Origin of the sequence: Amycolatopsis melonis, from assembly GCF_040064235.1 — a bacterium.
Classification (GTDB): domain Bacteria; phylum Actinomycetota; class Actinomycetes; order Mycobacteriales; family Pseudonocardiaceae; genus Amycolatopsis; species Amycolatopsis melonis.
In genome coordinates, this window is the sequence record NZ_JBDZYD010000005.1 from 220,617 (window position 1) to 238,750 (window position 18,134).

The 18,134-nt window shown below is 71.3% G+C and carries 18 protein-coding genes; 6 read left to right on the plus strand and 12 right to left on the minus strand.

Features of this window, described 5'->3' with window-relative positions; all coding sequences use genetic code 11:
* Nucleotides 1-1,257: an extracellular solute-binding protein gene (locus ABJI51_RS14925; RefSeq protein WP_348951189.1), complete on the minus strand. Its 1,257-nt coding sequence runs from the start codon at nucleotides 1,255-1,257 to the stop codon at nucleotides 1-3.
* A 10-nt stretch (nucleotides 1,258-1,267) separates the two neighbouring features.
* Nucleotides 1,268-1,846: a helix-turn-helix transcriptional regulator gene (locus ABJI51_RS14930; protein WP_348951191.1), complete on the minus strand. Its 579-nt coding sequence runs from the start codon at nucleotides 1,844-1,846 to the stop codon at nucleotides 1,268-1,270.
* Nucleotides 1,847-1,999: 153 nt separating this feature from the next.
* Here ABJI51_RS14930 and ABJI51_RS14935 point away from each other — a divergent pair, with 153 nt between their 5' ends.
* The 3 genes from ABJI51_RS14935 to ABJI51_RS14945 all read left to right on the plus strand — a co-directional run bounded on the left by ABJI51_RS14935 (nucleotide 2,000) and on the right by ABJI51_RS14945 (nucleotide 4,896).
* The gene (locus ABJI51_RS14935) at nucleotides 2,000-3,187 is read left to right on the plus strand and encodes a glycoside hydrolase family 3 N-terminal domain-containing protein (protein ID WP_348951193.1); all 1,188 of its coding nucleotides are present in this window, start codon (nucleotides 2,000-2,002) and stop codon (nucleotides 3,185-3,187) included.
* Nucleotides 3,188-3,577: 390 nt separating this feature from the next.
* Complete coding sequence (locus tag ABJI51_RS14940; RefSeq protein WP_348951195.1) at nucleotides 3,578-4,444, plus strand: aldo/keto reductase family oxidoreductase; 867 nt, start codon at nucleotides 3,578-3,580, stop codon at nucleotides 4,442-4,444.
* A 44-nt stretch (nucleotides 4,445-4,488) separates the two neighbouring features.
* Nucleotides 4,489-4,896 carry a hypothetical protein gene (locus tag ABJI51_RS14945; protein WP_348951197.1) on the plus strand — a complete coding sequence of 136 codons (408 nt, stop codon included), beginning with the start codon at nucleotides 4,489-4,491 and terminating at the stop codon, nucleotides 4,894-4,896.
* On the opposite strand, the gene ABJI51_RS14950 is transcribed toward ABJI51_RS14945, so the two are convergent.
* Entirely contained in the window at nucleotides 4,874-6,190 is a 1,317-nt protein-coding gene (locus ABJI51_RS14950; protein ID WP_348951198.1) for an MFS transporter, read from the minus strand. The two genes, ABJI51_RS14945 and ABJI51_RS14950, sit on opposite strands and share 23 nt — an antisense overlap.
* A gap of 111 nt (nucleotides 6,191-6,301) precedes the next feature.
* On the opposite strand from ABJI51_RS14950, the gene ABJI51_RS14955 reads away from it, so the two are divergent.
* Nucleotides 6,302-7,249: an Lrp/AsnC family transcriptional regulator gene (locus ABJI51_RS14955; RefSeq protein WP_348951200.1), complete on the plus strand. Its 948-nt coding sequence runs from the start codon at nucleotides 6,302-6,304 to the stop codon at nucleotides 7,247-7,249.
* Between the two features lie 25 nt (nucleotides 7,250-7,274).
* On the opposite strand, the gene ABJI51_RS14960 is transcribed toward ABJI51_RS14955, so the two are convergent.
* Nucleotides 7,275-7,451 carry a zf-HC2 domain-containing protein gene (locus tag ABJI51_RS14960; RefSeq protein ID WP_348951202.1) on the minus strand — a complete coding sequence of 59 codons (177 nt, stop codon included), beginning with the start codon at nucleotides 7,449-7,451 and terminating at the stop codon, nucleotides 7,275-7,277.
* Between the two features lie 314 nt (nucleotides 7,452-7,765).
* Here ABJI51_RS14960 and ABJI51_RS14965 point away from each other — a divergent pair, with 314 nt between their 5' ends.
* Nucleotides 7,766-8,011 carry a hypothetical protein gene (locus ABJI51_RS14965; protein ID WP_348951204.1) on the plus strand — a complete coding sequence of 82 codons (246 nt, stop codon included), beginning with the start codon at nucleotides 7,766-7,768 and terminating at the stop codon, nucleotides 8,009-8,011.
* A 15-nt stretch (nucleotides 8,012-8,026) separates the two neighbouring features.
* On the opposite strand, the gene ABJI51_RS14970 is transcribed toward ABJI51_RS14965, so the two are convergent.
* From ABJI51_RS14970 to ABJI51_RS14995, 6 genes are all read right to left on the minus strand, one after another.
* On the minus strand, nucleotides 8,027-8,773 hold the full coding sequence (locus tag ABJI51_RS14970; RefSeq protein WP_348951205.1) for a thioesterase II family protein: 747 nt from the start codon (nucleotides 8,771-8,773) through the stop codon (nucleotides 8,027-8,029).
* Nucleotides 8,774-8,835: 62 nt separating this feature from the next.
* Nucleotides 8,836-9,660 carry a dioxygenase family protein gene (locus ABJI51_RS14975; RefSeq protein WP_348951206.1) on the minus strand — a complete coding sequence of 275 codons (825 nt, stop codon included), beginning with the start codon at nucleotides 9,658-9,660 and terminating at the stop codon, nucleotides 8,836-8,838.
* 78 nt (nucleotides 9,661-9,738) lie between these two features.
* Nucleotides 9,739-10,638 carry a helix-turn-helix transcriptional regulator gene (locus ABJI51_RS14980; protein ID WP_431605610.1) on the minus strand — a complete coding sequence of 300 codons (900 nt, stop codon included), beginning with the start codon at nucleotides 10,636-10,638 and terminating at the stop codon, nucleotides 9,739-9,741.
* Nucleotides 10,639-10,763: 125 nt separating this feature from the next.
* Nucleotides 10,764-11,912, minus strand: coding sequence for a thioester domain-containing protein (locus tag ABJI51_RS14985; RefSeq protein ID WP_348951208.1), 1,149 nt, complete (start codon nucleotides 11,910-11,912; stop codon nucleotides 10,764-10,766).
* 271 nt (nucleotides 11,913-12,183) lie between these two features.
* Complete coding sequence (locus tag ABJI51_RS14990) at nucleotides 12,184-13,002, minus strand: serine hydrolase (protein ID WP_348951210.1); 819 nt, start codon at nucleotides 13,000-13,002, stop codon at nucleotides 12,184-12,186.
* A 68-nt stretch (nucleotides 13,003-13,070) separates the two neighbouring features.
* Nucleotides 13,071-13,697 carry a TetR/AcrR family transcriptional regulator gene (locus tag ABJI51_RS14995; RefSeq protein ID WP_348951212.1) on the minus strand — a complete coding sequence of 209 codons (627 nt, stop codon included), beginning with the start codon at nucleotides 13,695-13,697 and terminating at the stop codon, nucleotides 13,071-13,073.
* A 70-nt stretch (nucleotides 13,698-13,767) separates the two neighbouring features.
* Here ABJI51_RS14995 and ABJI51_RS15000 point away from each other — a divergent pair, with 70 nt between their 5' ends.
* Complete coding sequence (locus ABJI51_RS15000; protein ID WP_348951213.1) at nucleotides 13,768-15,000, plus strand: cytochrome P450; 1,233 nt, start codon at nucleotides 13,768-13,770, stop codon at nucleotides 14,998-15,000.
* A gap of 4 nt (nucleotides 15,001-15,004) precedes the next feature.
* Here the strand turns inward: ABJI51_RS15000 and ABJI51_RS15005 are convergent, their stop codons facing one another.
* Complete coding sequence (locus ABJI51_RS15005; protein ID WP_348951215.1) at nucleotides 15,005-15,841, minus strand: leucine-rich repeat domain-containing protein; 837 nt, start codon at nucleotides 15,839-15,841, stop codon at nucleotides 15,005-15,007.
* A gap of 22 nt (nucleotides 15,842-15,863) precedes the next feature.
* Nucleotides 15,864-18,011, minus strand: coding sequence for an NACHT domain-containing protein (locus ABJI51_RS15010; protein WP_348951217.1), 2,148 nt, complete (start codon nucleotides 18,009-18,011; stop codon nucleotides 15,864-15,866).
* Between the last annotated feature and the right edge of the window lie 123 nt (nucleotides 18,012-18,134).

Genomic DNA, 18,134 nt, shown 5'->3' on the forward strand with positions numbered 1-18,134 from the left:
CTACTTCAGGGCGGCGCGGGCCTGCCGGACGGCGTCCGCCCAGGCCTGGTCGACGGTCTGCGTCCCGTCCTCGACCCGCCCGAGTGCGCGGCCGAACTCCGGCCGGACGTCGGCGTCGCGCAGCCCGCGGTAGTTCGGGCGCAGCCGGTCGGCCGACGCGGCGAAGATCCGCCCGATCGGCGCGTCGCCGAAGTACGGGTCGGTGTGCGCGACGACCTGCGGATCCTCGTAGACGGACGGTTCGCTGGGCAGGATCCCGTCGGAGAGGAAGAGCTTCTTCTGCTGCTCCGGCGCGGTCAGCCAGCGGGCGAGCTCGTAGGCCTCTTTCTGGTGGGCACCCTGTTTCGGCACGGTGAGGAACGAGCCGCCCTGGTTGCCGCTCGCGCCCGGGACGGTCGTGACGTCCCACTTCCCGCGGTTGCCGTCGCCGCCGGCTTCCTTGATCTGGCTGAGCATCCACGCGGGACACGCGACGGTGGCGAAGGAACCCTGCTTGATCGCGACGTTCCACGCCTGGGTGAAGGTCGTCGCCGCCGCGGTCTGGCCCTTGGCGGCGAGGCCGCCGGAGAGGTAGAAGGCCGCGTGCACGCTCGGGTTGCGGTCGGCGATGAAGGAGTCGTCCTGCGCGGAGAAGTAGTTCTCCGGCGACTGGTTGAGCATCGCCGTGTAGACGGTGCCGGCGGAGTCGGCGAACTTGACGCCCGGGGTCCTGCTGGTGAACCGCTCGGCGACGGCGGCGTAGGCGGTCCAGTCGGGTATCAGCTTCGCGACCTCGTCGCGGTCGGCGGGCAGGCCCGCGGCCTGGAACAGGTCGCGCCGGTAGCAGAGGGCGAGGCTGCCCATGTCGGTGCCGAGCCCCAGGACGAAGGCACCGTCGGTGCCCTGCGCCCACTTCCACGGCACCCACTGGCGTTCGAGGTCGCGCGCGCCGAAGGCGGCGAGGTCGGCGAACTTGTCCTTCGCCCGCCGGTACTGCGGCATGTACTGCTCTTCGATCGCGACGACGTCCGCGGCACCGTGGCCGGTCGCCAGCTGCGTCGCGAGCCCCTTGTGGTGGGTGTCGAAGTCGGTGACGCGGTTCTGGACGGTGATGTCCGGGTGCAGCTTCTCGTACTCGGCGATCAGGGGCGCGTACCCGAACTCGCCGAAGGTCGCGATGGTGAGCTTCGTCCGCCCACCGGCGTCACCCGGGCTGCAGGCGGCGAGCAGGACCAGCGCGGCGACCGCGGCAACGGTCCGGCGGGTGATCGTTCGCAACGGCCTTTCCTCAGATCACACCGGCCCGCACGGCGTACGCGACCGCGTGCGGCCGGTTGCGCAGGTTGAGCCGGTTGGTCATGGCGTAGATGACGTTCTTCACGGTCCGCTCCGAGTAGCAGAGCTTGCCCGCGATCTCGGCAGTGTCCCAGCCCTCGGCCATCAAGCGAAGCACATCCACCTCGCGTGCCGTCAGCGCCGCCCGGCCGCTCTCGCCGGAGAGCGCCTCGACCTGCTCGCGCAGCGACGCCGAACGCCCCCGCGCGGCGGCGAGCACGCTTTCGGTCAGCCGGTCGAGTGCCGTCCGCGGCAGCACTGCCGACACGTGGCAGTCGGCGAGCAGGTCCACGTGCGCGGGATCGACCTGCCCGGCGACCAGCACGATCGCGGCGGGCGACTCGGCGGCCGCGGCCCGCAGCGCGGCGACGGCCTCCCGGTCGACCTGCCCGACGGCGAACACCAGCACCGCCGCCTCCCCCCGCCGGGCACGCGGGACGACCAGCAGTTCCGGCCGGGACTTCAGGTGGTTGATCAGCCCGGTCAGGGCGATCGGGTCAGACGCCCACGCCGCCACTCGCACCTGGTCCATCGAGCCCCTCCTCTGCCCACGTCGATTCCTGACTGCCATCAGTGTGCTGAGGACGTCTTCACGATTTCTCTAAGGAACGCCCACCCCTTCTTCACATCGTGAAGTGAGGCCGTCCACTACGGTCGGGGTGCACACCGACGCGTGAAGGGACCGATGAACCGCCGACGTCTGGCCGCCCTCGGGGCGGCGCTCTGCATCGTGACCGGGTGTCTGCTGGTCGTGGGGTTGCGCCCGCGGGCCGTGTCCGGGCTGGCGCTGCCGTTGGCTTCTGTTCCTTCGTCGTCTCCTTCCTCGTCTTCGTTCTCGCCGAGTGCTCCTCTTCCGGCGCCCACGTCCCGCCTCGCCCGCCCGGGCGACTGCGCTCCGGCGGCGGACGGCCTCGACGTCCGCAGCCAGGTCGCCCAGCTGGTCGTCGTCGGCGTGTCCGGCGCCGACCCGGCCGCCGCGGTGACGCTGGTCCGCGACCACCAGGTCGGCGGAATCTTCGTCGGCGGTAACGCCACGGCGTTGCTGAAAGACCACAACCTGGAAGCGGTCCAGGCCGCGGCCCACGTGCCGGTCGCGATCTCGGTCGACGAAGAGGGCGGCCGCGTCCAGCGCATCGACGACCTCGACGGCGACCTGCCGTCGGCCCGCACGATGGCCGCAACGAAGTCCCCGGGCGAGGTCCGCGCCCTGGCCGCGGAGCGTGGCCGCCAGCTGCGTGCCCGCGGGGTGACGGTCGACTTCGCCCCGGACACCGACGTCACGGACGCCCCGGACGACGACGTCATCGGCGACCGGTCGTTCAGCCCGGACCCGGTCCGGGTGAAGACGTACGCCAAGGCGTTCGCCGCAGGTCTCCGCGAAGCGGGTGTCCAGCCGGTGCTGAAGCACTTCCCGGGCCACGGTCACGGCTCGGGCGACTCCCACAAGGGCACAGTGGTGACGCCCCCGCTCGCCCAGCTGCGGGCGGTGGATCTGGTGCCGTACCGCGACATCGCCGACTACGGTCCGGTCGCGGTCATGGTCGGCCACCTGGACGTGCCCGACCTGACCGGCGGGGTACCGGCTTCCCTTTCGCCCGCCGCGTATCAGCTGCTACGCGGCGAGTTCGGGTTCACCGGGCCCGTCCTGACGGACGATCTCGGGGCGATGAAGGCGATCACCGCCCAGTATCCGTTGCCGGAAGCGGTGTTGAAGGCCTTGCAGGCCGGGGCTGATCAGGCGTTGTGGTCCTCCGGGGGCCGGGTCGACGAGGTTTTGGACCGGCTGGTCAAGGCGGTGCAGTCCGGGGAGCTGAGCGAGAACCGGGTGCGGGAGTCGGTGGCGCGGGTACTGCGAGGCAAGGGGCTCTGCTGAATTCGGGGCGCACCGGGAACTGTCCGCGGGGCGCCGCGCCGGCGTGCACCCGGCCATGGTCCACCTGGCGACGCAGTGCCTGCCCGACGGGTCTTCGCGGGCCCGCACAACCCGGCTCACGGAACGGCCGCGAGGCTTCACCCTGCCATCTCCGCGGACGAAGGAACGTTTTCTGTTGGAACTCAACGAAAATCGACGTGGTTGTGGTCATGCCAATCACGCTACCCGAACACAGGTTCGAAGGTCACCACCGAATCGGGTGAAAGTAGAGGAGCGAGATTTCCCTTGTGCCACAAAGGAAACAGCAGGTAGGCGATGTTCGACGACCGACAGGTTCGCGCGGGCCCTAGACTCCCGAGGAGAGCACCCCCAAACTCGAGGAGCAGCAGAGTGAACCTGGGCGGCACCTTCCCCCTCGGCGGCGACCTTCCCGTGACGCGCATGGGATACGGCGCGATGCAGCTGGCCGGTCCCGGTGTCTGGGGGCCGCCGCGGGATCACGACACCGCCGTTGCCGTTCTGCGGGAGGCCGTCGAATGCGGCGTCACCCACATCGACACCAGTGACTTCTACGGCCCGCACACCGTGAACGCCCTCATCAAGGAAGCGCTGCATCCCTACCCCGAGGAACTCGTCATCGTGACGAAAGTGGGTGCGCGGCGCAGCGAGGACAAGGGCTGGCCGCCCGCGTTGTCCGCGCAGGAACTCACCGAGGCTGTGCACGACAACCTGCGGCATCTCGGCGTCGACGCACTGGACGTCGTCAACCTGCGGCTCAGCAACGCCGCCCATGACTATCCCGTGCCCATGTCCGTCGCCGAGCCCTTCGGGGTGCTTGCCGAGCTGCGGGAACAGGGGCTGATCCGGCATCTCGGCCTCAGCCACGTCAGTGCCGCGCAGGTCGAGGAGGCGCAGGCGATCGCTCCGGTCGTCTGCGTTCAGAACCACTACAACGTCGCCCACCGCGAAGACGACGATCTTGTCGGCAAGTGCGCTGCCGAAGGGATCGCCTTCGTGCCATACTTCCCGCTCGGCGGGTTCAGCCCGCTGCAGTCCGGGCTGCTCGACGACTGCGCCGCACGAACCGGGGCCACGCCGATGCAGGTTGCGCTCGCCTGGCTGCTGCAGCGGTCGCCGTCGATGCTGCTGATTCCCGGTACCTCCTCGCTCGGGCACCTGCGCGAGAACCTCGCCGCCGCCGGACTCGAGCTGCCTGCCGATGTTCTCGCCGATCTCGATCGGATCGGCGCGGCCTGATCGCTACGCTGAGCGCGCACACCAGCACGAGAACGGAGAACCGCGTGGCGGAATGGGGCGATCTGGTCGCTTACGTCAGGGAGTCGTACCGGGTGGTGCGCGACGAACCCGACGAGATCCGCATCCGCCTGGTGTTCGGCGACGAGCCCGACACCGAGCAGCGCGCGCAGATCGTCGTGATCGCCCGCGAGATCCTCGACCAGCGCGAGGACTGGGTGCAGATCGCGACGCCGTTCGCCCGCCACGACGAGGTCGACCTCCTCGACGTGCTCACCGAGGTCGGCAACTCGATCGTCGTGGGCGGGCTCGCCGTGATGGGCGAACACCTCGTGCTGCGCCATTCGCTGCCGCTGATCAACCTCGACATCAACGAGTTCACCGACCCGCTCGAGCTCGTCGCCGGCGCGGCCGAGCTGCTGGAACAGCAGTTCACCGGCCGCGACGACTACTGAGCGGCAGCACGGCCACGGCGGCGGCCACGGTCAGCGCGGCGCCGAGGCCGAGCGCGGCGGTGGCCGTCCCGCTGCTCAGGAAGAGCCCGCCGAACAGGGCGACGCCGACCGTGCCGCCGAGCTGCTGGACGGCGTTGAGCAGGCCGGCCGCCGAGCCCGTCTCGTGCGGCCGGACGCGGTGCAGGGCCGCGGTGAAGAACGGCACCGTGAACGTTCCCATCCCGAGCCCGCACACCGCCAGCGCCCACGGGTAGGCGTGCACCCCGGCGGCGATCGCGGCGAGCATCCCGGCCGTCAGCAGCGCCAGCCCGGCGAACATCACGCGCGGGCCGTACTTCGGCACCAGCCGGGTGCCGGCCAGCCATGACGACACCGCGAGCCCGGCCGACAGCGGCAGCAGCGTCAGGCCCGCCGTGCGGACGTCGGCGCCGAGCCCGAGCTGCAGCTGCATCGGCACCACCTGGGTCAGCCCGGTCGTCGCCCCGAAGAACAGCAGCGACCCGGCGAGGGCCGCGGGGAATCCGCGGTGGGTGAACAGGCTCGGCTCGACCAGCGGTGCGGCCGAACGGCGCTGGTGGAAGCCGAACGTCACCAGCAGCGCGGCGCCCGCCGCGAGCAGCCACCAGTTCGTCCCGGCGGGGTCGATCAGCGGATACACCAGCAACGCGGTCCCGGCGACGGCGAGCGCGGTGCCTGCCAGGTCGAGCCGCGGGCGCGTGGCGGCGCGGTCCTCGCGCAGCAGCCGCGCGGCCGCCAGCACCGCGAGCCCGAGCGGGACGTTCACCAGGAACACCGCCCGCCACGACAGCGCGTGCGTCAGCAGGCCGCCGAGCAACGGCCCGGTGACCGCGGACAGGCCCATCACCGGGCCGATGCTGCCCATGGCCTTCGCGAGCTCGTCGCCGTCGAAGAGGGCGCGGATGAGGCCGATCGTCTGCGGGATGACCAGCGCGGCCGCCGCGCCCTGCACCGCCCGCGCCCCGATCAGCAGGCCGGTCGTGCCGCAGACCGCGCAGGCCAGTGACGCGAGCACGAAGCCCGCCACGCCGATCCGGAACACCCGCGCCCGGCCGAAGAGGTCGCCGAGGCGGCCGCCGGTGATCAGGAAGACCGCGAACGGCAGCGTGTAGACCGCGCCGAACCACGGGATGGCGGTCGCCGGGCCACCCAGTGCGGCGTGGATCGCCGGACCCGCGACCTGCACGATCGTGGCGTCGAGCAGGTTCATCGCCTCGGCGGTGAGCAGGACGGCCAGTGCGGCCCAGCGGTGGCGGTGGAGTGTCGTCGTCGGCAAGAGGTGCCCCCTTTCGGTTCGTCGCCGACCTTGACGGCTGACCGTCCGCCACTTCCAGCCATAGGGATAATCTGGCAGATTTCTTCCATGAGATGCGCTTGAATGAGGGATATGACCACTCTGGACGCGGTCGATCGCGCGTTGATCCATGCGCTGCACCTCGACGGGCGGGCGCCGTTCACCAAGATCGGTGAGGTCCTCGGCGTCTCGACGCAGACGGTGGCGCGGCGCTATCGCCGTCTACGCGCCGAAGCGTCGCTTCGCGTCGTGGGCGTGCCGGATCCGCAACGTGCCGGGCAGGCCGAGTGGATGGTGCGGCTGACCGCGACGCCGCACACCGCGCAGGACCTCGCCCACGCGCTCGCCCGCCGGAGTGACACGGCGTGGATCAAGCTGATGTCGGGCGGCACGGAGATCTGCGTGAACGTCCAGACGCCCGCCGCGAGCGACCATTCGCTGCTGCTGCGGGACATCCCGCGCACGGCGAGCATCACGGCGGTGTCGGCGCACCAACTGCTGCACCGGTACTTCGGCGGCCCGACGGCGTGGCTCGGCCGGGCACACGCCCTCGACGCGGCACAGATCGCGGCGCTCACGCCGGTGCTCACGGGCCCGGGCAAGCCGCTGACCGGCGAGGACGACGCGCTGCTTGCCGCACTGCAGCGGGACGGCCGGGCGAGCCTGGCCGAGCTGGCGGCGGCGACCGGCTGGTCCGCGGCGACCGTCGCGCGCCGGCTGGCCGACCTCCAGGCAGGCGGCACGGTGTTCTTCGACCTGGAGATCGACCCGGCCCTGCTGGGTGCGACGACGCAGGCGCTGCTGTGGATGGCCGTGGCACCGGCGCACCTCGACGAGGTTGCCCGCGAGCTGGCGACGCACCCGGAACTGGCGCTGGTCGCGGCGACGACCGGGACGGCGAACCTGGTCGCCCAGGCCCTCTGCCCGGACGCGGCCGCGCTGCACCGTTACCTGACCGAGCGACTGGGCGCGCTGGATGCCGTGCGGACGCTGGAGACCGCGCCGGTACTGCGGACGATCAAGGCCGCGGCGTCGCGCTGAACCCCAGCCTCTGAAGGCGGCCGTCCTAACGGGACTTGACGTCGGCGAGGTGGTCGAGCAGGGACCGGACGGCTTCGAACTCCCGGACCTCCTGGCGGCAGTCCGGGCAGGCCGCGAGGTGCCGCTCGACCCGTGCCGTCTCGGCGGCGTCGAGCAGCCCGAGGCTGTAGGCCCCGAGGTCGGTCCGGTCATACCGGCCCATGGGTCGCGTCTCCGTTTCCGCATTCCGTGCGGGAATGCCCGTGCTGTGGGACGTCTCCAGGGTCCTGAGACGGACGCGCGACCGGCGAAGTTCCGCGGTTTTCCACCCGATCGGCCGACAACTTCGGACGGCAGACGCCCCATGTGAGTGAACCGCGGCCGTCACGGATTTCACTTGTCCGGACACGGAAAGCTTTTGTGCGCACCAGTTCGTCATTTCCGCGTCATGGCTCGGCCACTCGCCCGTCGGAGCTGCGTCAGGCGGATTTTTCCGCCACGACCTTGGCAAGAAGGCGATCCGAAACGAGGAGAGCAATGACCGTACGGAGCCACCGGGCGGACGACGTCGTGGACGAGGTCGGGGTGTGGCTGGCCGGAGAGTTCGCGGGGCGGCTCCCCGCCTCGGAGATCGACCGCGTCGTCCGGGCGACGCGGCTCGACCTCGAAGGAAGCATCGCGCCGGAGGAACTCGGGGAGATGCTGCACCGGCTGGGCCGCGCCCGGCTGCTGCGGATCCTGCAGCTCACCCCGACGCGGGTACGGATTCCGCAGGCACGGTGACCAGGGCTCGCCTGCTCAGCGGGCGAGCCGCTCCCGCAGCAGCCGGATGACGTCGGTGGCGTGGTCGTTGAGGTAGAAGTGACCGCCTGGGTACGTCTTCAGCTCGAAGCCGCCCGAAGTGCGCTCCGCCCACGGGCGCGCTTCGGCCTCGGTGACCTTCGGGTCGCTGTCGCCGATCAGCGCCGTCACCGGGCAGCTGACGTCGGGACCCGGGCGGTAGCGGTACAGCTCCGCGGCCTTGTAGTCGTTGCGCAGCGTCGGCAGCACCAGCCGGACCAGTTCTTCGTCGTCCAGCACCCACGCCTGCGTGCCGCCGAGCCGTTTGACCTCGGCCAGCAGGGCGGCGTCCGCCTTCTCGTGTGCCCGTTCGTCGCGGACCGCCGTCGGCGCGCGCCGGGCCGAGACGAACAGTTCCAGCAACCGCGTGCCCCGCGGCTCGAGCCGCCGCGCGACCTCGAACGCCAGGCTGGCGCCCATGCTGTGGCCGAAGAAGGCCAGCGGCCCGCGTACCTCCTCGGCGAGCACGTCCGCCAGCCGGTCGGCGAGCACGAACAGGTCGTCCACCAGCGGCTCGGCGTGCCGGTCCTGCCGGCCGGGGTACTGCACGGCCAGCACTTCCACCGCGGGCGACAGCGCGGCCGAAACCGGGTGGAAGTAGCTGGCCGCTCCCCCCGCGTGCGGGAAACACACCAGCCGCGCGGCCGCGGCGGGCGCCGGGTGGAAGCGCCGGATCCACGGCGAGGCCTTCAGAGAACTCGTCATACCTGAGAATCTGGCAGGCCGCCACGGCCGCGTCGACCCCTAACGTGCGCAGGTTCGGCGGATCACTCCGCCCGCCACAGCGCGGGCACGGACGGCGGTTCCCAGCCCGGCTGGGCGGTGTGCGCCTGCAGGCACACGTAGGCGCGGCTGGCGTAGGTGACGCGGTTGCCCGGCGCATACGCGGTGCCCGCCGTCCAGGTGGTGCCGCCGGGCGAGGGCGTCGACGTCTGCGTCGACGTCGGTGCCTGCGTCGACGTCGGCGTCTGCGGCACGTCGAGGACGAAGTCGAAGGCCGCTTCCTTCGCCGTGCCGTTGTCCCGGACGGTCATCAGCAGCCGCGCGTCGAAGATGGTGTCGGTGTTGTTGCGCGGCTCGTTCGGGAAGTAGAGCTGCGTGGTCAGGACCGGCCTGCCGGGCGCCTGCACCTTCACGTGGATGTGCCGGGTCCGGCCGGGGTAGAGGCCGGGCACGATCGTCGACAGCGTGAACGCGCCCTGCGCGTCGGTGTACTGGTGGCCGCGCAGGGTGTAGCCCACGTTGTCGTACGCGCCGTTGACGTCCGCCTGCCAGAAGTCCAGCAGCGCGCGGCTCACCGGACGGCAGGCGAGCCCGAAGACGTAGCCGGTCACGGTCAGCCGCGTGCCCTGGGTGCCCGGGGTGACGAGGTTGGTCCGTTCCGGTGAATTCGGCTTGAAGTACGGGCCTTCGGTCTGCGGCGGCGTCGGATCGTCGTCGTCGTGGCACGACGGCGTCAGTTCGGGGACGCCGCCCGCGGCGGTCGCGCGGGCGAGCGCCGGGCCGCCGAGCAGCGCGACCGGCGCCGCGACACCCGCGGCGAGCGCGGCCTTCAGCACCGTCTTGCGGCTGAGCTGGGTTTCCTCGTCCATGCCTGCTCCTCGTGGGGGCTTCGGGAATCCCCTCGAACGTAGGCAGCGCACCCGGCGGGCGGCGATGGACGGGACCGGTCAGTCGTGGTGATTCTCCCCGCCACGCCGGAATTCACCGGGACTGACCCCGGTCTCCCGCCGGAAGAACCGGCAGAAGTACGCCGGATCGGCGAACCCCGTGCGGCGCGCCACCTGCCGCACGGTCAGGTCCGTACGCAGCAGGAACCGCTGGGCCTCCCGGATCCGCGCCTCGCGCACCAGTTGCGCCGCGGTCCGGCCGGTCGCGGTCTTCACCGCCTCGGTGAGGTGGCCGGGGGTGACGCCGAGGCGGTCGGCGTAGGCGCGGACCGACCACAGCCCGGGTTCGGGGCGGGAGGCGAGGCGGGCGAACCCGGCCGCCACGGCTCCGGCGGGTGCGGGCGGCGGTGTGCCCAGCAGCCGTCCCGCTCGCACGACGAGGACGTGCACCAGCGCCCGCAGCACCGATTCGGCGCCGTCTTCGGCGCGGCGGAACTCGTCCTCGAGGTCGGCGATCAGCCGCGTGACGACGGCGTCGGCCCGTGCGTCCAGTTCCAGCCACGGCCGTTCGCTCAGCCGCCGCAGCAGTGCGCCGTCGGCCGGGTGGTCGAGGAGGAAGTCGTCGGTGAACAGCACGACGTGCCCGGTCAGCCCGCGCACCCCGGCCCACTGGTGCACCTGGCCGGGCGCGATGATGCCGAGGTTCGGCGGCCGCAGCGGCCAGCGCGCGAGGTCGACGACGTGCGTGCCGGTGCCGCCGGTGACGTGCACGATCTCGTGAAACGTGTGCCGGTGCGGGAAGTCCGCGCGGGACAGCGGCCCGATCGTGTCGAACGTGCCGACCGCGAACGGCAGGACGCCTTCCGGGGGCCCGGCAGGCACCTCCAGCCGGTGCATCGGCAGCTCCCCCGGCGGCGGTGCCGGGCAGGGCGTCCCTGGCGGGACGGTCGTACCGCGCATGACCGAAAAGTCTAGACCACTGCGGCGGGCGGGCCGCCGGATTCGCCCCGAAGGGCGCAATCCGTTCGTCGGGCACGAAAACGGGGCCGGTCCACAGTGGACCGGCCCCGTCTCGGGTACTTCGATCAGGCGCGGCTGCGGCGGCGGTTCAGCAGCAGCATCAGCGCGCCACCCCCGAGCAGCAGGCCACCGGCGGCGAACGGAACCGCGGCGTCGACACCGGTGTTGGCCAGGTCGCCACCACCGGACTGCGCGCCACCCGGCGTGCTCGGCGCGGTGGTCGGGGCGGCACCCGCCTCGGTCCAGCTCGCGGCCGCCTTCGCGGTCACCTGGGTCTTCTCCGAGTCGGCGACGATCAGCGACTGCGCCGGCTTCTGCGCGTAGTTCTCGGCGACGAACAGGCGGCCGGTCTCCAGCTCGCCGGTGACCTTCAGCGCGAACGAGCCGTTGCCCGGCTTGGCGCCCGCCGGGACGTCGACGTACAGCTTGCTGCCGTCCTTGACTTCCGAGGACTTGACCTCCTTGCCGTCGGCGTCGGTGATCTTGACGCCTTCGGGCAGCTCGGTGGTGAGCGAGGTGATGTCACCGGAGGTGGCGACCTCGAACGGGCCGATCCGGGTGCCGATCTTGCCCTCGCCCTTCGGCGACGCGATGTTCAGCGTCGGCTTGGGCTGCGCGCCCATGCCCTTGTTCTGGTCGCCGGTCAGGTAGGTGTAGAGCGCGGCGACGTCGGCGTTGTCCTCGGCCGGGTTCTTCTCGGCCAGCGGCTTCTGCAGGTTCAGCTTGACGCCGTCGCTGAAGTGCCACACCGCGGCCTGCGTCGCGGTGATCGCCTCGCGCTCGGAGATGCCGTCGTGGACCTTGACGCCCTGCTTGTCGAGCGCGTCGGCCAGCGCGTCCGGCTTCACGCCCGGGTAGCCGTGGTGCAGCACCCAGTTGATCTTGTCGCTGTTCGCGGTGAACGGCGAGTTCGCGGCGGGGTACTTGGTCCACGGCCGCTCGACCATGTCGACGTCGGTGCGCATGCCGACGGTGATCTGGACGCAGTAGAGCTTGAGCGAGCTGCCGTCCGAGAGTTTGAACCCGAACAGCTTGGTGATGTAGTCACCGCCGCCTTCGAGGTTGATCCGGTAGCCCAGCGTGCCCGCGTTTTCGCTGACCCGGCCGCGCGCGGCGCCGTCGTCGGCCAGCGCCGAGGGAGCACCGACCATGACCGCGGCGGCCGCGGCGAGTGCCGCGATCCCGCCACGCACGAGAGTGGACCTGACCTGCATAAATCTCCTATCCGAGCCCGAACCACGACGTGAGGACCGCGTGATGACAATTCATGACCACGTCGGCCACCGATTCGGGTGAGTGATCACCCGGTCAAGCGAGACCGGAGCTTACACAGACCCCACAAGGGCTACTGAGGGTGCCCCCGCAAACACGATTGCGTGGGAAAAGCCGCTGAATGCGGGCCCAGGAAAGGGATCGAGCGTTGTTTTTCCGGCGCGATCGGCAGGGCCTCGGCGAATCCACGCCGGGCCCTGCCGCCGGAGGGCGTCACGCGCCGAAGTACCCCTTGAAGAGGATTTCGCTGATCCGGGTGGTGGTCTCCTTGCCGACCTCGTAGCCGTCCTGGATGACCATGGTGTTGTTCATCAGCGCCAGGGTGTAGCGCTCGTGCGGGCCGACGAAGCCGACGGAGTTCATGATCCAGGAGCCGTCGTCGTTGTCGTCGGACCAGCCGTCCTTGTTGCCCGGCCGCGCGGCCGGGCCGGCACCCCAGACACCCCACTGCTGGTTGACGTCCACGGCACGCATCTCGCGGACGATGTAGTCGCGGTGCTGCCGCGGCAGGCGGGTCAGCACGTAGTTGACCAGCCGGTCCAGGTCGTCCGCGGTGGTGAGGATCCAGCCCCAGTGGTGCGGGTGCTGGTCGGTGAACCGCATGTCGGTCATGCCGTAGGAGGGAAACCGCTTGGCGAACTCCGCCTCGCCGCCGTAGCGGGTCCAGAGCTTGTGGGCGGCCGCGTCGTCACTGGAGTTGAGCATCCGGTGCATCAGGTCGCGGTCTTCGGCGGTCAGCGTGACCGCGCCGGAGTCGTTGCGCAGCAGCAGGTCCACGACCATGGCCAGCTTCGGCGTCGAGCACGCCCAGATCAGCGTGCCCGAGGCCGCACTGCGGTAGACGGCACCGGTCCACCGGTCCCGCAGCACGATGCCGGTCACGCCGGGACGGCTGTCGGCGTAGGCCTGCGCCTGTGCGATCCGCGTCCGCAGTTCCCGGTCGAACCGGCCGGCGGCACCGGCCTCCGCGGCCGGCGCCAGCACGAGCGCGGCGAGCACCGCACCCAGCACGGCGAAGAGTCTTTTCCCCATGGATCCCCCAGGCGAAGGTAAAGGTTGCTTTCCACTCTGAAGGCGCGGCCGGACGATCAAGGTTGCGATCAGTGACCGGCGTCACATCCGGGGTCCGGGCGCAGGGCCGAGACCATCCGGTCGATGACGGCGGCGTACTCGGCCTTCAGCCGCGGTTTGTCCACATCGGACGCTTCGGCCAGCGCGATCCCTGCCGTGCCGAGCATGCCGAACACCAGCCGCGTCGTGGTTTCCAGTGGCTGGGGTTGCAGGTCGCCGCCGTCCATCAGCGCCTTGATCAGCCGTTCGACCAGGCCGTAGGCGAACTTCTCCTCGGCGGCCTGCCAGCGCAGCCAGCCGAGCGCGAGCGGTGCCTCCAGGCAGACGATCTTGCCGTAAACCGGGTCGCAGCAGCGGTCGAGGAAGACCTCCAACGCCGCCTCGGCCGCCTCACGCGGGCCGGCCGCCCGCGCCGCCGCGTCCGCGCAGAGCGCCATCGCGTCCCCTTCGAGCTGCTCGAAGACCGCTTCGAACAACGCGCCCTTGCCGGCGAAGTGGTGGTAGATCGCCCCGCGCGTGGCCTGGATGTCGGCCGCGACGTCCTCCAGTGCCGTGCCCGCGAAGCCGTGCTCGGCGAACCGGCGGGTGGCCGCGGCCAGCAGGGCGGCCCGGGTGGCCTCGGAGTACTGCTCCCGCCGGCTCTTGGCAGTCGACATGCGCAGAGCATAGGACATACACTGCGTATGTCACCAACGCCGTGTAGGTAAACCCGTCTGGGGGTTTGGCATGACCGACCTGATCGATCCCGGCGAACTGCTGTTCAACCCGTTCGCGCCCGGCTACTTCGAAGACCCGTACCCGCACTACAAGATGCTGCGCGACCGGGACCCGGTGCAGGACCACCCGCTGGGCTTCTGGTTCGTGTCCCGCTTCGAAGACGTCTCGCGCGTGCTGAAGGCGGGGTTGTCGGTCGAAGTCGGCAACCTGGCCCCCGGGCCGTTCAGCCAGCAGATCGAATACTTCGGCGAGGAAGGCAACGCCGGCGCGCTGAACCTGTCGATGCTCGACCGCGACCCGCCCGATCACACGCGGCTGCGGTCGCTGGTGACCAAGGTGTTCACCCGCCGGGCGGTGGCCGCGCTCGAACCGCAGATCGTCCGGCTCGTCGACGAGGCACTGGACCGGATGGCCGCGAAGGGGACGTCGGACCTGGTCGAGGAACTGGCGTTCCCGCTGCCGTTCGCGGTGATCTCGGAGATGCTCGGCATGCCGCCGACCGACCACGCGCGCATCCGGGAGCTGAGCGGGACGCTGGTGCGGTCCCTGGAAATCGTGGCGGACGAGGAAACCGCGCGGGCGATCATGGCGGCGGACGCGGAGCTGACGGCGATCACCCGCGACCTGATCGCGTGGAAGCGCGAGCACCCGGCCGACGACCTGCTCACGGCGTTGATCGCGGCCGAGCACGACGGCCAGGTCCTCGACGGCGACGAGCTGGTGGCCCAGGTGGTCCTGCTGTACGTGGCGGGCCACGAGACGACGGTCAACCTGATCGCCAACGGCGTGAACGCGTTGCTGCACAACCGCGACCAGCTGGAGCTGCTGCGGTCCCACCCGGACCTGGCGGCGAACGCGGTCGAGGAGTTCCTGCGGTTCGATTCGCCGGTGCAGCAGACGCGCCGCATCACGACGTCGCCGTACGAAGTGGCGGGCAAGGAGATCCCGGCGGGCACGTTCGTGCTGGCCTGCCTGGCCTCGGCCAACCGCGACGAGCGCTTCTTCGGCCCGGACGCCGACCGCCTCCGCATCGACCGCCCCGAGGCCCGCCACCAGGTGTCCTTCGGCGCGGGCCCCCACCACTGCCTCGGCGCGGCACTGGCCAGGCTGGAGGGCCAGGTGGCGATCAGCCGCCTGGTACAGCGGTTCCCGGACCTGGACTTCGCGGGGCGGGTGGAGTGGAACGGCCGGATCAACCTGCGGGGACCGGCGAAGTTCCCGGTCACCGTGCAGGCGGCCTGAGCCGTCAGCGACGGATCTCGGCGGGCTTGTGGCTGTAGTGCGGCGCACCGCGCTCGAGGGCCACGCTCTCCACGGCGGGCAGCTCCAGCAGCGCGCCGAGATCACCGTCGCGGAACGTCGTCCGGCCCGCGAACGCCAGCAGGCGCAGTGCCGGATGGCCCCGCAGCGGGTCGGCACTTTCGACTTCGCCCGCGTTCTCCACGAAAAGGTCCCGCAACCGCGGGAGGTCACGGACGAAGTCGAGTGACGCCACTTTGGTGCTGTTCAGGTGCAGGACCTCCAGCTCGGGGAACGCCGCCGCGAACGACACCCTGCCGTCGTAGAGCCACAACGTACGCAGCTTCGGCGCGACGAGCCCGGCCGTCGTGAGCACCGTGGTCCGCTTGAGTTCCAGCCGCAGGAACTCCAGCTCCGGCTTGTCCCCCAGCACCTCGAGGGTCGGCGACGACTTGGGCCAGCCCCACACCGCCAGCACACGCAGCTCACCCAGCTTCGCCAGGTCCGCGACCGCCGGCAGGAAGGGCATCGCCAGCGTCCGCAGCCGCGGCAGGCTCCCGAGGGTGAGCGGCCCCCGGTAGTCCGAGGCCAGCGTCAGCTCCTCCAGGCCGGGGACGTCCGCCACCGCCGAGCAGTCCCGCACGCCACGCAGCAGCCGGACCCGGGTCAGCCCGGGCAGGTCACGGACGAACCCGAGGTCCGGCATCGCCGGGCCGTCCGGCGCACCGACGAGCAGTCCCGTGCATCCCTCGGCCACGAAGCGCTCACCGAGATCGGGCGTCCACGCGACGTCCTCGACCTCGAGCTGCTTCGCGCCATTGACCGTGCGGACCTTCACGACCACGCCGCGCCTCCTCGGATCCCGCTCACCGTAAGCGCGCGTTCCAGCGGTCCGCGAGATAGTCGCGCAGCCGGGCGTGGCGGAACTGGTAGACCCCGCCCGCCGCCCTCAGGACGCCGCGCTCGTGGGCGTCGGACAGGAATGGCATCACGCGCCATGGCAGGCGGCCGGTCAGCGGGAGCCACAGGCGGGCCACCAGCCAGGGACCCCAGACCGTCACGAACAGCATCCAGATCACCAGCCCCGCCGCGGCCATGGTCAGGAAGCCGGGAATCCAGCGGCCGCCGGCGAAGACGACGTCGAAGGGTACGCCGAACGCCGGCTCGAAGGCGAAGCCCAGCATCGTCCAGAACACCGTCCCCCCGCCGAGGCCGACGGCCATGCCCTGGCGCAGCGCGGCCCGCCGGTCGGTGCGCAGCAGCTCGGCCGGGCTGGTCGTCTCGGTCGGGTCGACCGGGGTTCCGAGCGCGCGGACGAACGACACCACGAACCACGTGCCGAGGCCGGCGAACAGGCCGGCGGCGAACCCGACGAGGACGACGTTGCCGCCGTGGCCGAACACCGACGCCGCGGTGCCGAACAGCACCCCGCCGCCGGTCCACACGAGCAGCCACGCGATGGTGCGCCAGCCGCGCAGGCTGACGGCCAGCTGTCCGGCGATCTGCCCGAGCCTGCCGAGCATCTGCAGCCGGATGCGCGCCGGCGCGGGCCGGATGCCGCGGGCCTGGCCCACGATCGTCCCGCCGGCGATCCCGGTGACCAGGCCGGCCACCAGGGTCGCAAGGACCCACGCGCGCTGCGGGACGGGATCGGGCCAGCTGCCGGCCCAGCCGGGGTAGCCGGCGGCGAGCCAGGCCGCCGCCGTGATCACCGCGCCCGCCACGGCGCCCACCACGACCCGCGGCACGGCCAGCACGAACTGCCACCAGGCGATGTCGTAGGTCCCCCGCCGCCGGATCTGCCAGGCCAGGAACTGCAGCCGCCGCTCCACCCGGCCGGCGTGAGCATCCCCGGAGTACACCGCGGGCACGAAACCGGCGAGCAGCAGGTCTTCGAGGACTTCCCGGGTGGTCCGGGAATCCGGACTGTCCACAGTGAGCAGTGCCGCCGGATCCGCGTCGGTGTCGCTGAACACGGCACGGGCCAGCGCGACCATCAGCGGGGTCGAGAGCACCTCGAACAACGCGCTGTCGACGCCGGAGCGGCGGGTGTGTTCCAGGACCGGGTGCCACTTCGTCCCGGGCCCGCGCCCCTTGCGGGTCGTCAGCGGCAGGTAGCGGTCGAGGTCGTCGAGGGTGAGCGTCTCGAGCCGCACCACGGCCGCGGCGGTCAGCACGTCGGTGGCCTCGACGGCCTCGCGGAATTCGCGTGGCCTGCTGGTCAGCAGGTATTCGTCGCCCGGCCGCAGGCCCGCGTTGATCCGGGTGACGACGTCCCCGCGCAGTCCCTCGGTGACCTCGTCGAGGCCGTCGAGCACGGGCAGGATCCGCCGGTCGGCGAGCAGCCGCGCGGCGACGGTCCCGCCTGTGGCGTCGGGCCGTCCGAGCACGGGATAGGTGGTGACGAGCTGTTCGGTCAGCCAGTCCCGCAGGGACGCGCGGGCGGGATCCCACGACCCGAGCGAGAAGATCACCGGCACCGGCTGGGAGCTGCCGCGTTCGCGCCCGGCCAGCAGGGTGAGCGCGAACCGGGACGTCAGGATCGTCTTGCCGGCCCCGGCTTCGCCCAGCACCACGAGCCGCCGGGACGGAATCCGCGCGAAGACGGCGGCGACGTGCTCGCCCTGGCCGTCGAGGTCGAGGACGGTGCCGTCGTCCGGGCTGCCGTTGATGTTCTCCCAGTGGTCGGTGAGTTCGCCGTCGACGGTGCTCCACCGGAACGGCAGCGGGAACGGGTCGTGCACCCGCCGGATCTGTTCCTCCGCTTCCCACTGCGTCCGTACGGCGTCGGCGAGGATGTCGGCGAAATCGTCGAGGCTGCCGGGCGGCGCCTGCCGTTCCTGCCGGGCCGACAGGGCGACGGCGTAGATCGTGATCGGCAGGCTGATCGCGGCGATCACCATGCTGACGATGCTCGCGACCTTGTCGCCCTGGTCCAGCCCGCCCTCGGCCAGCAGCAGCACGAGGCCGGCGACGAGCGCCACGCAGAACACGGCACCGCTGACGATGCCCACTCGCCGCCGGGCAGAGGATCGCCGCACTTCGCCTCAACTCGCTTCCGCCGAACCAACGCGCCGCGAGCCATGATGCACCGCCACCGCGGTTCGCGGGCCCGAACCGCGGAACCGGGTGGCGGT

Bases quoted from the DNA above. Each gene is read 5' to 3' on its own strand.
- ABJI51_RS14930 (WP_348951191.1), bottom strand. From the start codon at position 1,846: ATGGACCAGGTGCGAGTGGCGGCGTGGGCGTCTGACCCGATCGCCCTG.
- ABJI51_RS14935 (WP_348951193.1), top strand. From the start codon at position 2,000: ATGAACCGCCGACGTCTGGCCGCCCTCGGGGCGGCGCTCTGCATCGTG.
- ABJI51_RS14955 (WP_348951200.1), top strand. From the start codon at position 6,302: ATGACCACTCTGGACGCGGTCGATCGCGCGTTGATCCATGCGCTGCAC.
- ABJI51_RS14960 (WP_348951202.1), bottom strand. From the start codon at position 7,451: ATGGGCCGGTATGACCGGACCGACCTCGGGGCCTACAGCCTCGGGCTG.
- ABJI51_RS14965 (WP_348951204.1), top strand. From the start codon at position 7,766: ATGACCGTACGGAGCCACCGGGCGGACGACGTCGTGGACGAGGTCGGG.
- ABJI51_RS14970 (WP_348951205.1), bottom strand. From the start codon at position 8,773: ATGACGAGTTCTCTGAAGGCCTCGCCGTGGATCCGGCGCTTCCACCCG.
- ABJI51_RS14975 (WP_348951206.1), bottom strand. From the start codon at position 9,660: ATGGACGAGGAAACCCAGCTCAGCCGCAAGACGGTGCTGAAGGCCGCG.
- ABJI51_RS14980 (WP_431605610.1), bottom strand. From the start codon at position 10,638: ATGCGCGGTACGACCGTCCCGCCAGGGACGCCCTGCCCGGCACCGCCG.
- ABJI51_RS14985 (WP_348951208.1), bottom strand. From the start codon at position 11,912: ATGCAGGTCAGGTCCACTCTCGTGCGTGGCGGGATCGCGGCACTCGCC.
- ABJI51_RS14990 (WP_348951210.1), bottom strand. From the start codon at position 13,002: ATGGGGAAAAGACTCTTCGCCGTGCTGGGTGCGGTGCTCGCCGCGCTC.
- ABJI51_RS14995 (WP_348951212.1), bottom strand. From the start codon at position 13,697: ATGTCGACTGCCAAGAGCCGGCGGGAGCAGTACTCCGAGGCCACCCGG.
- ABJI51_RS15000 (WP_348951213.1), top strand. From the start codon at position 13,768: ATGACCGACCTGATCGATCCCGGCGAACTGCTGTTCAACCCGTTCGCG.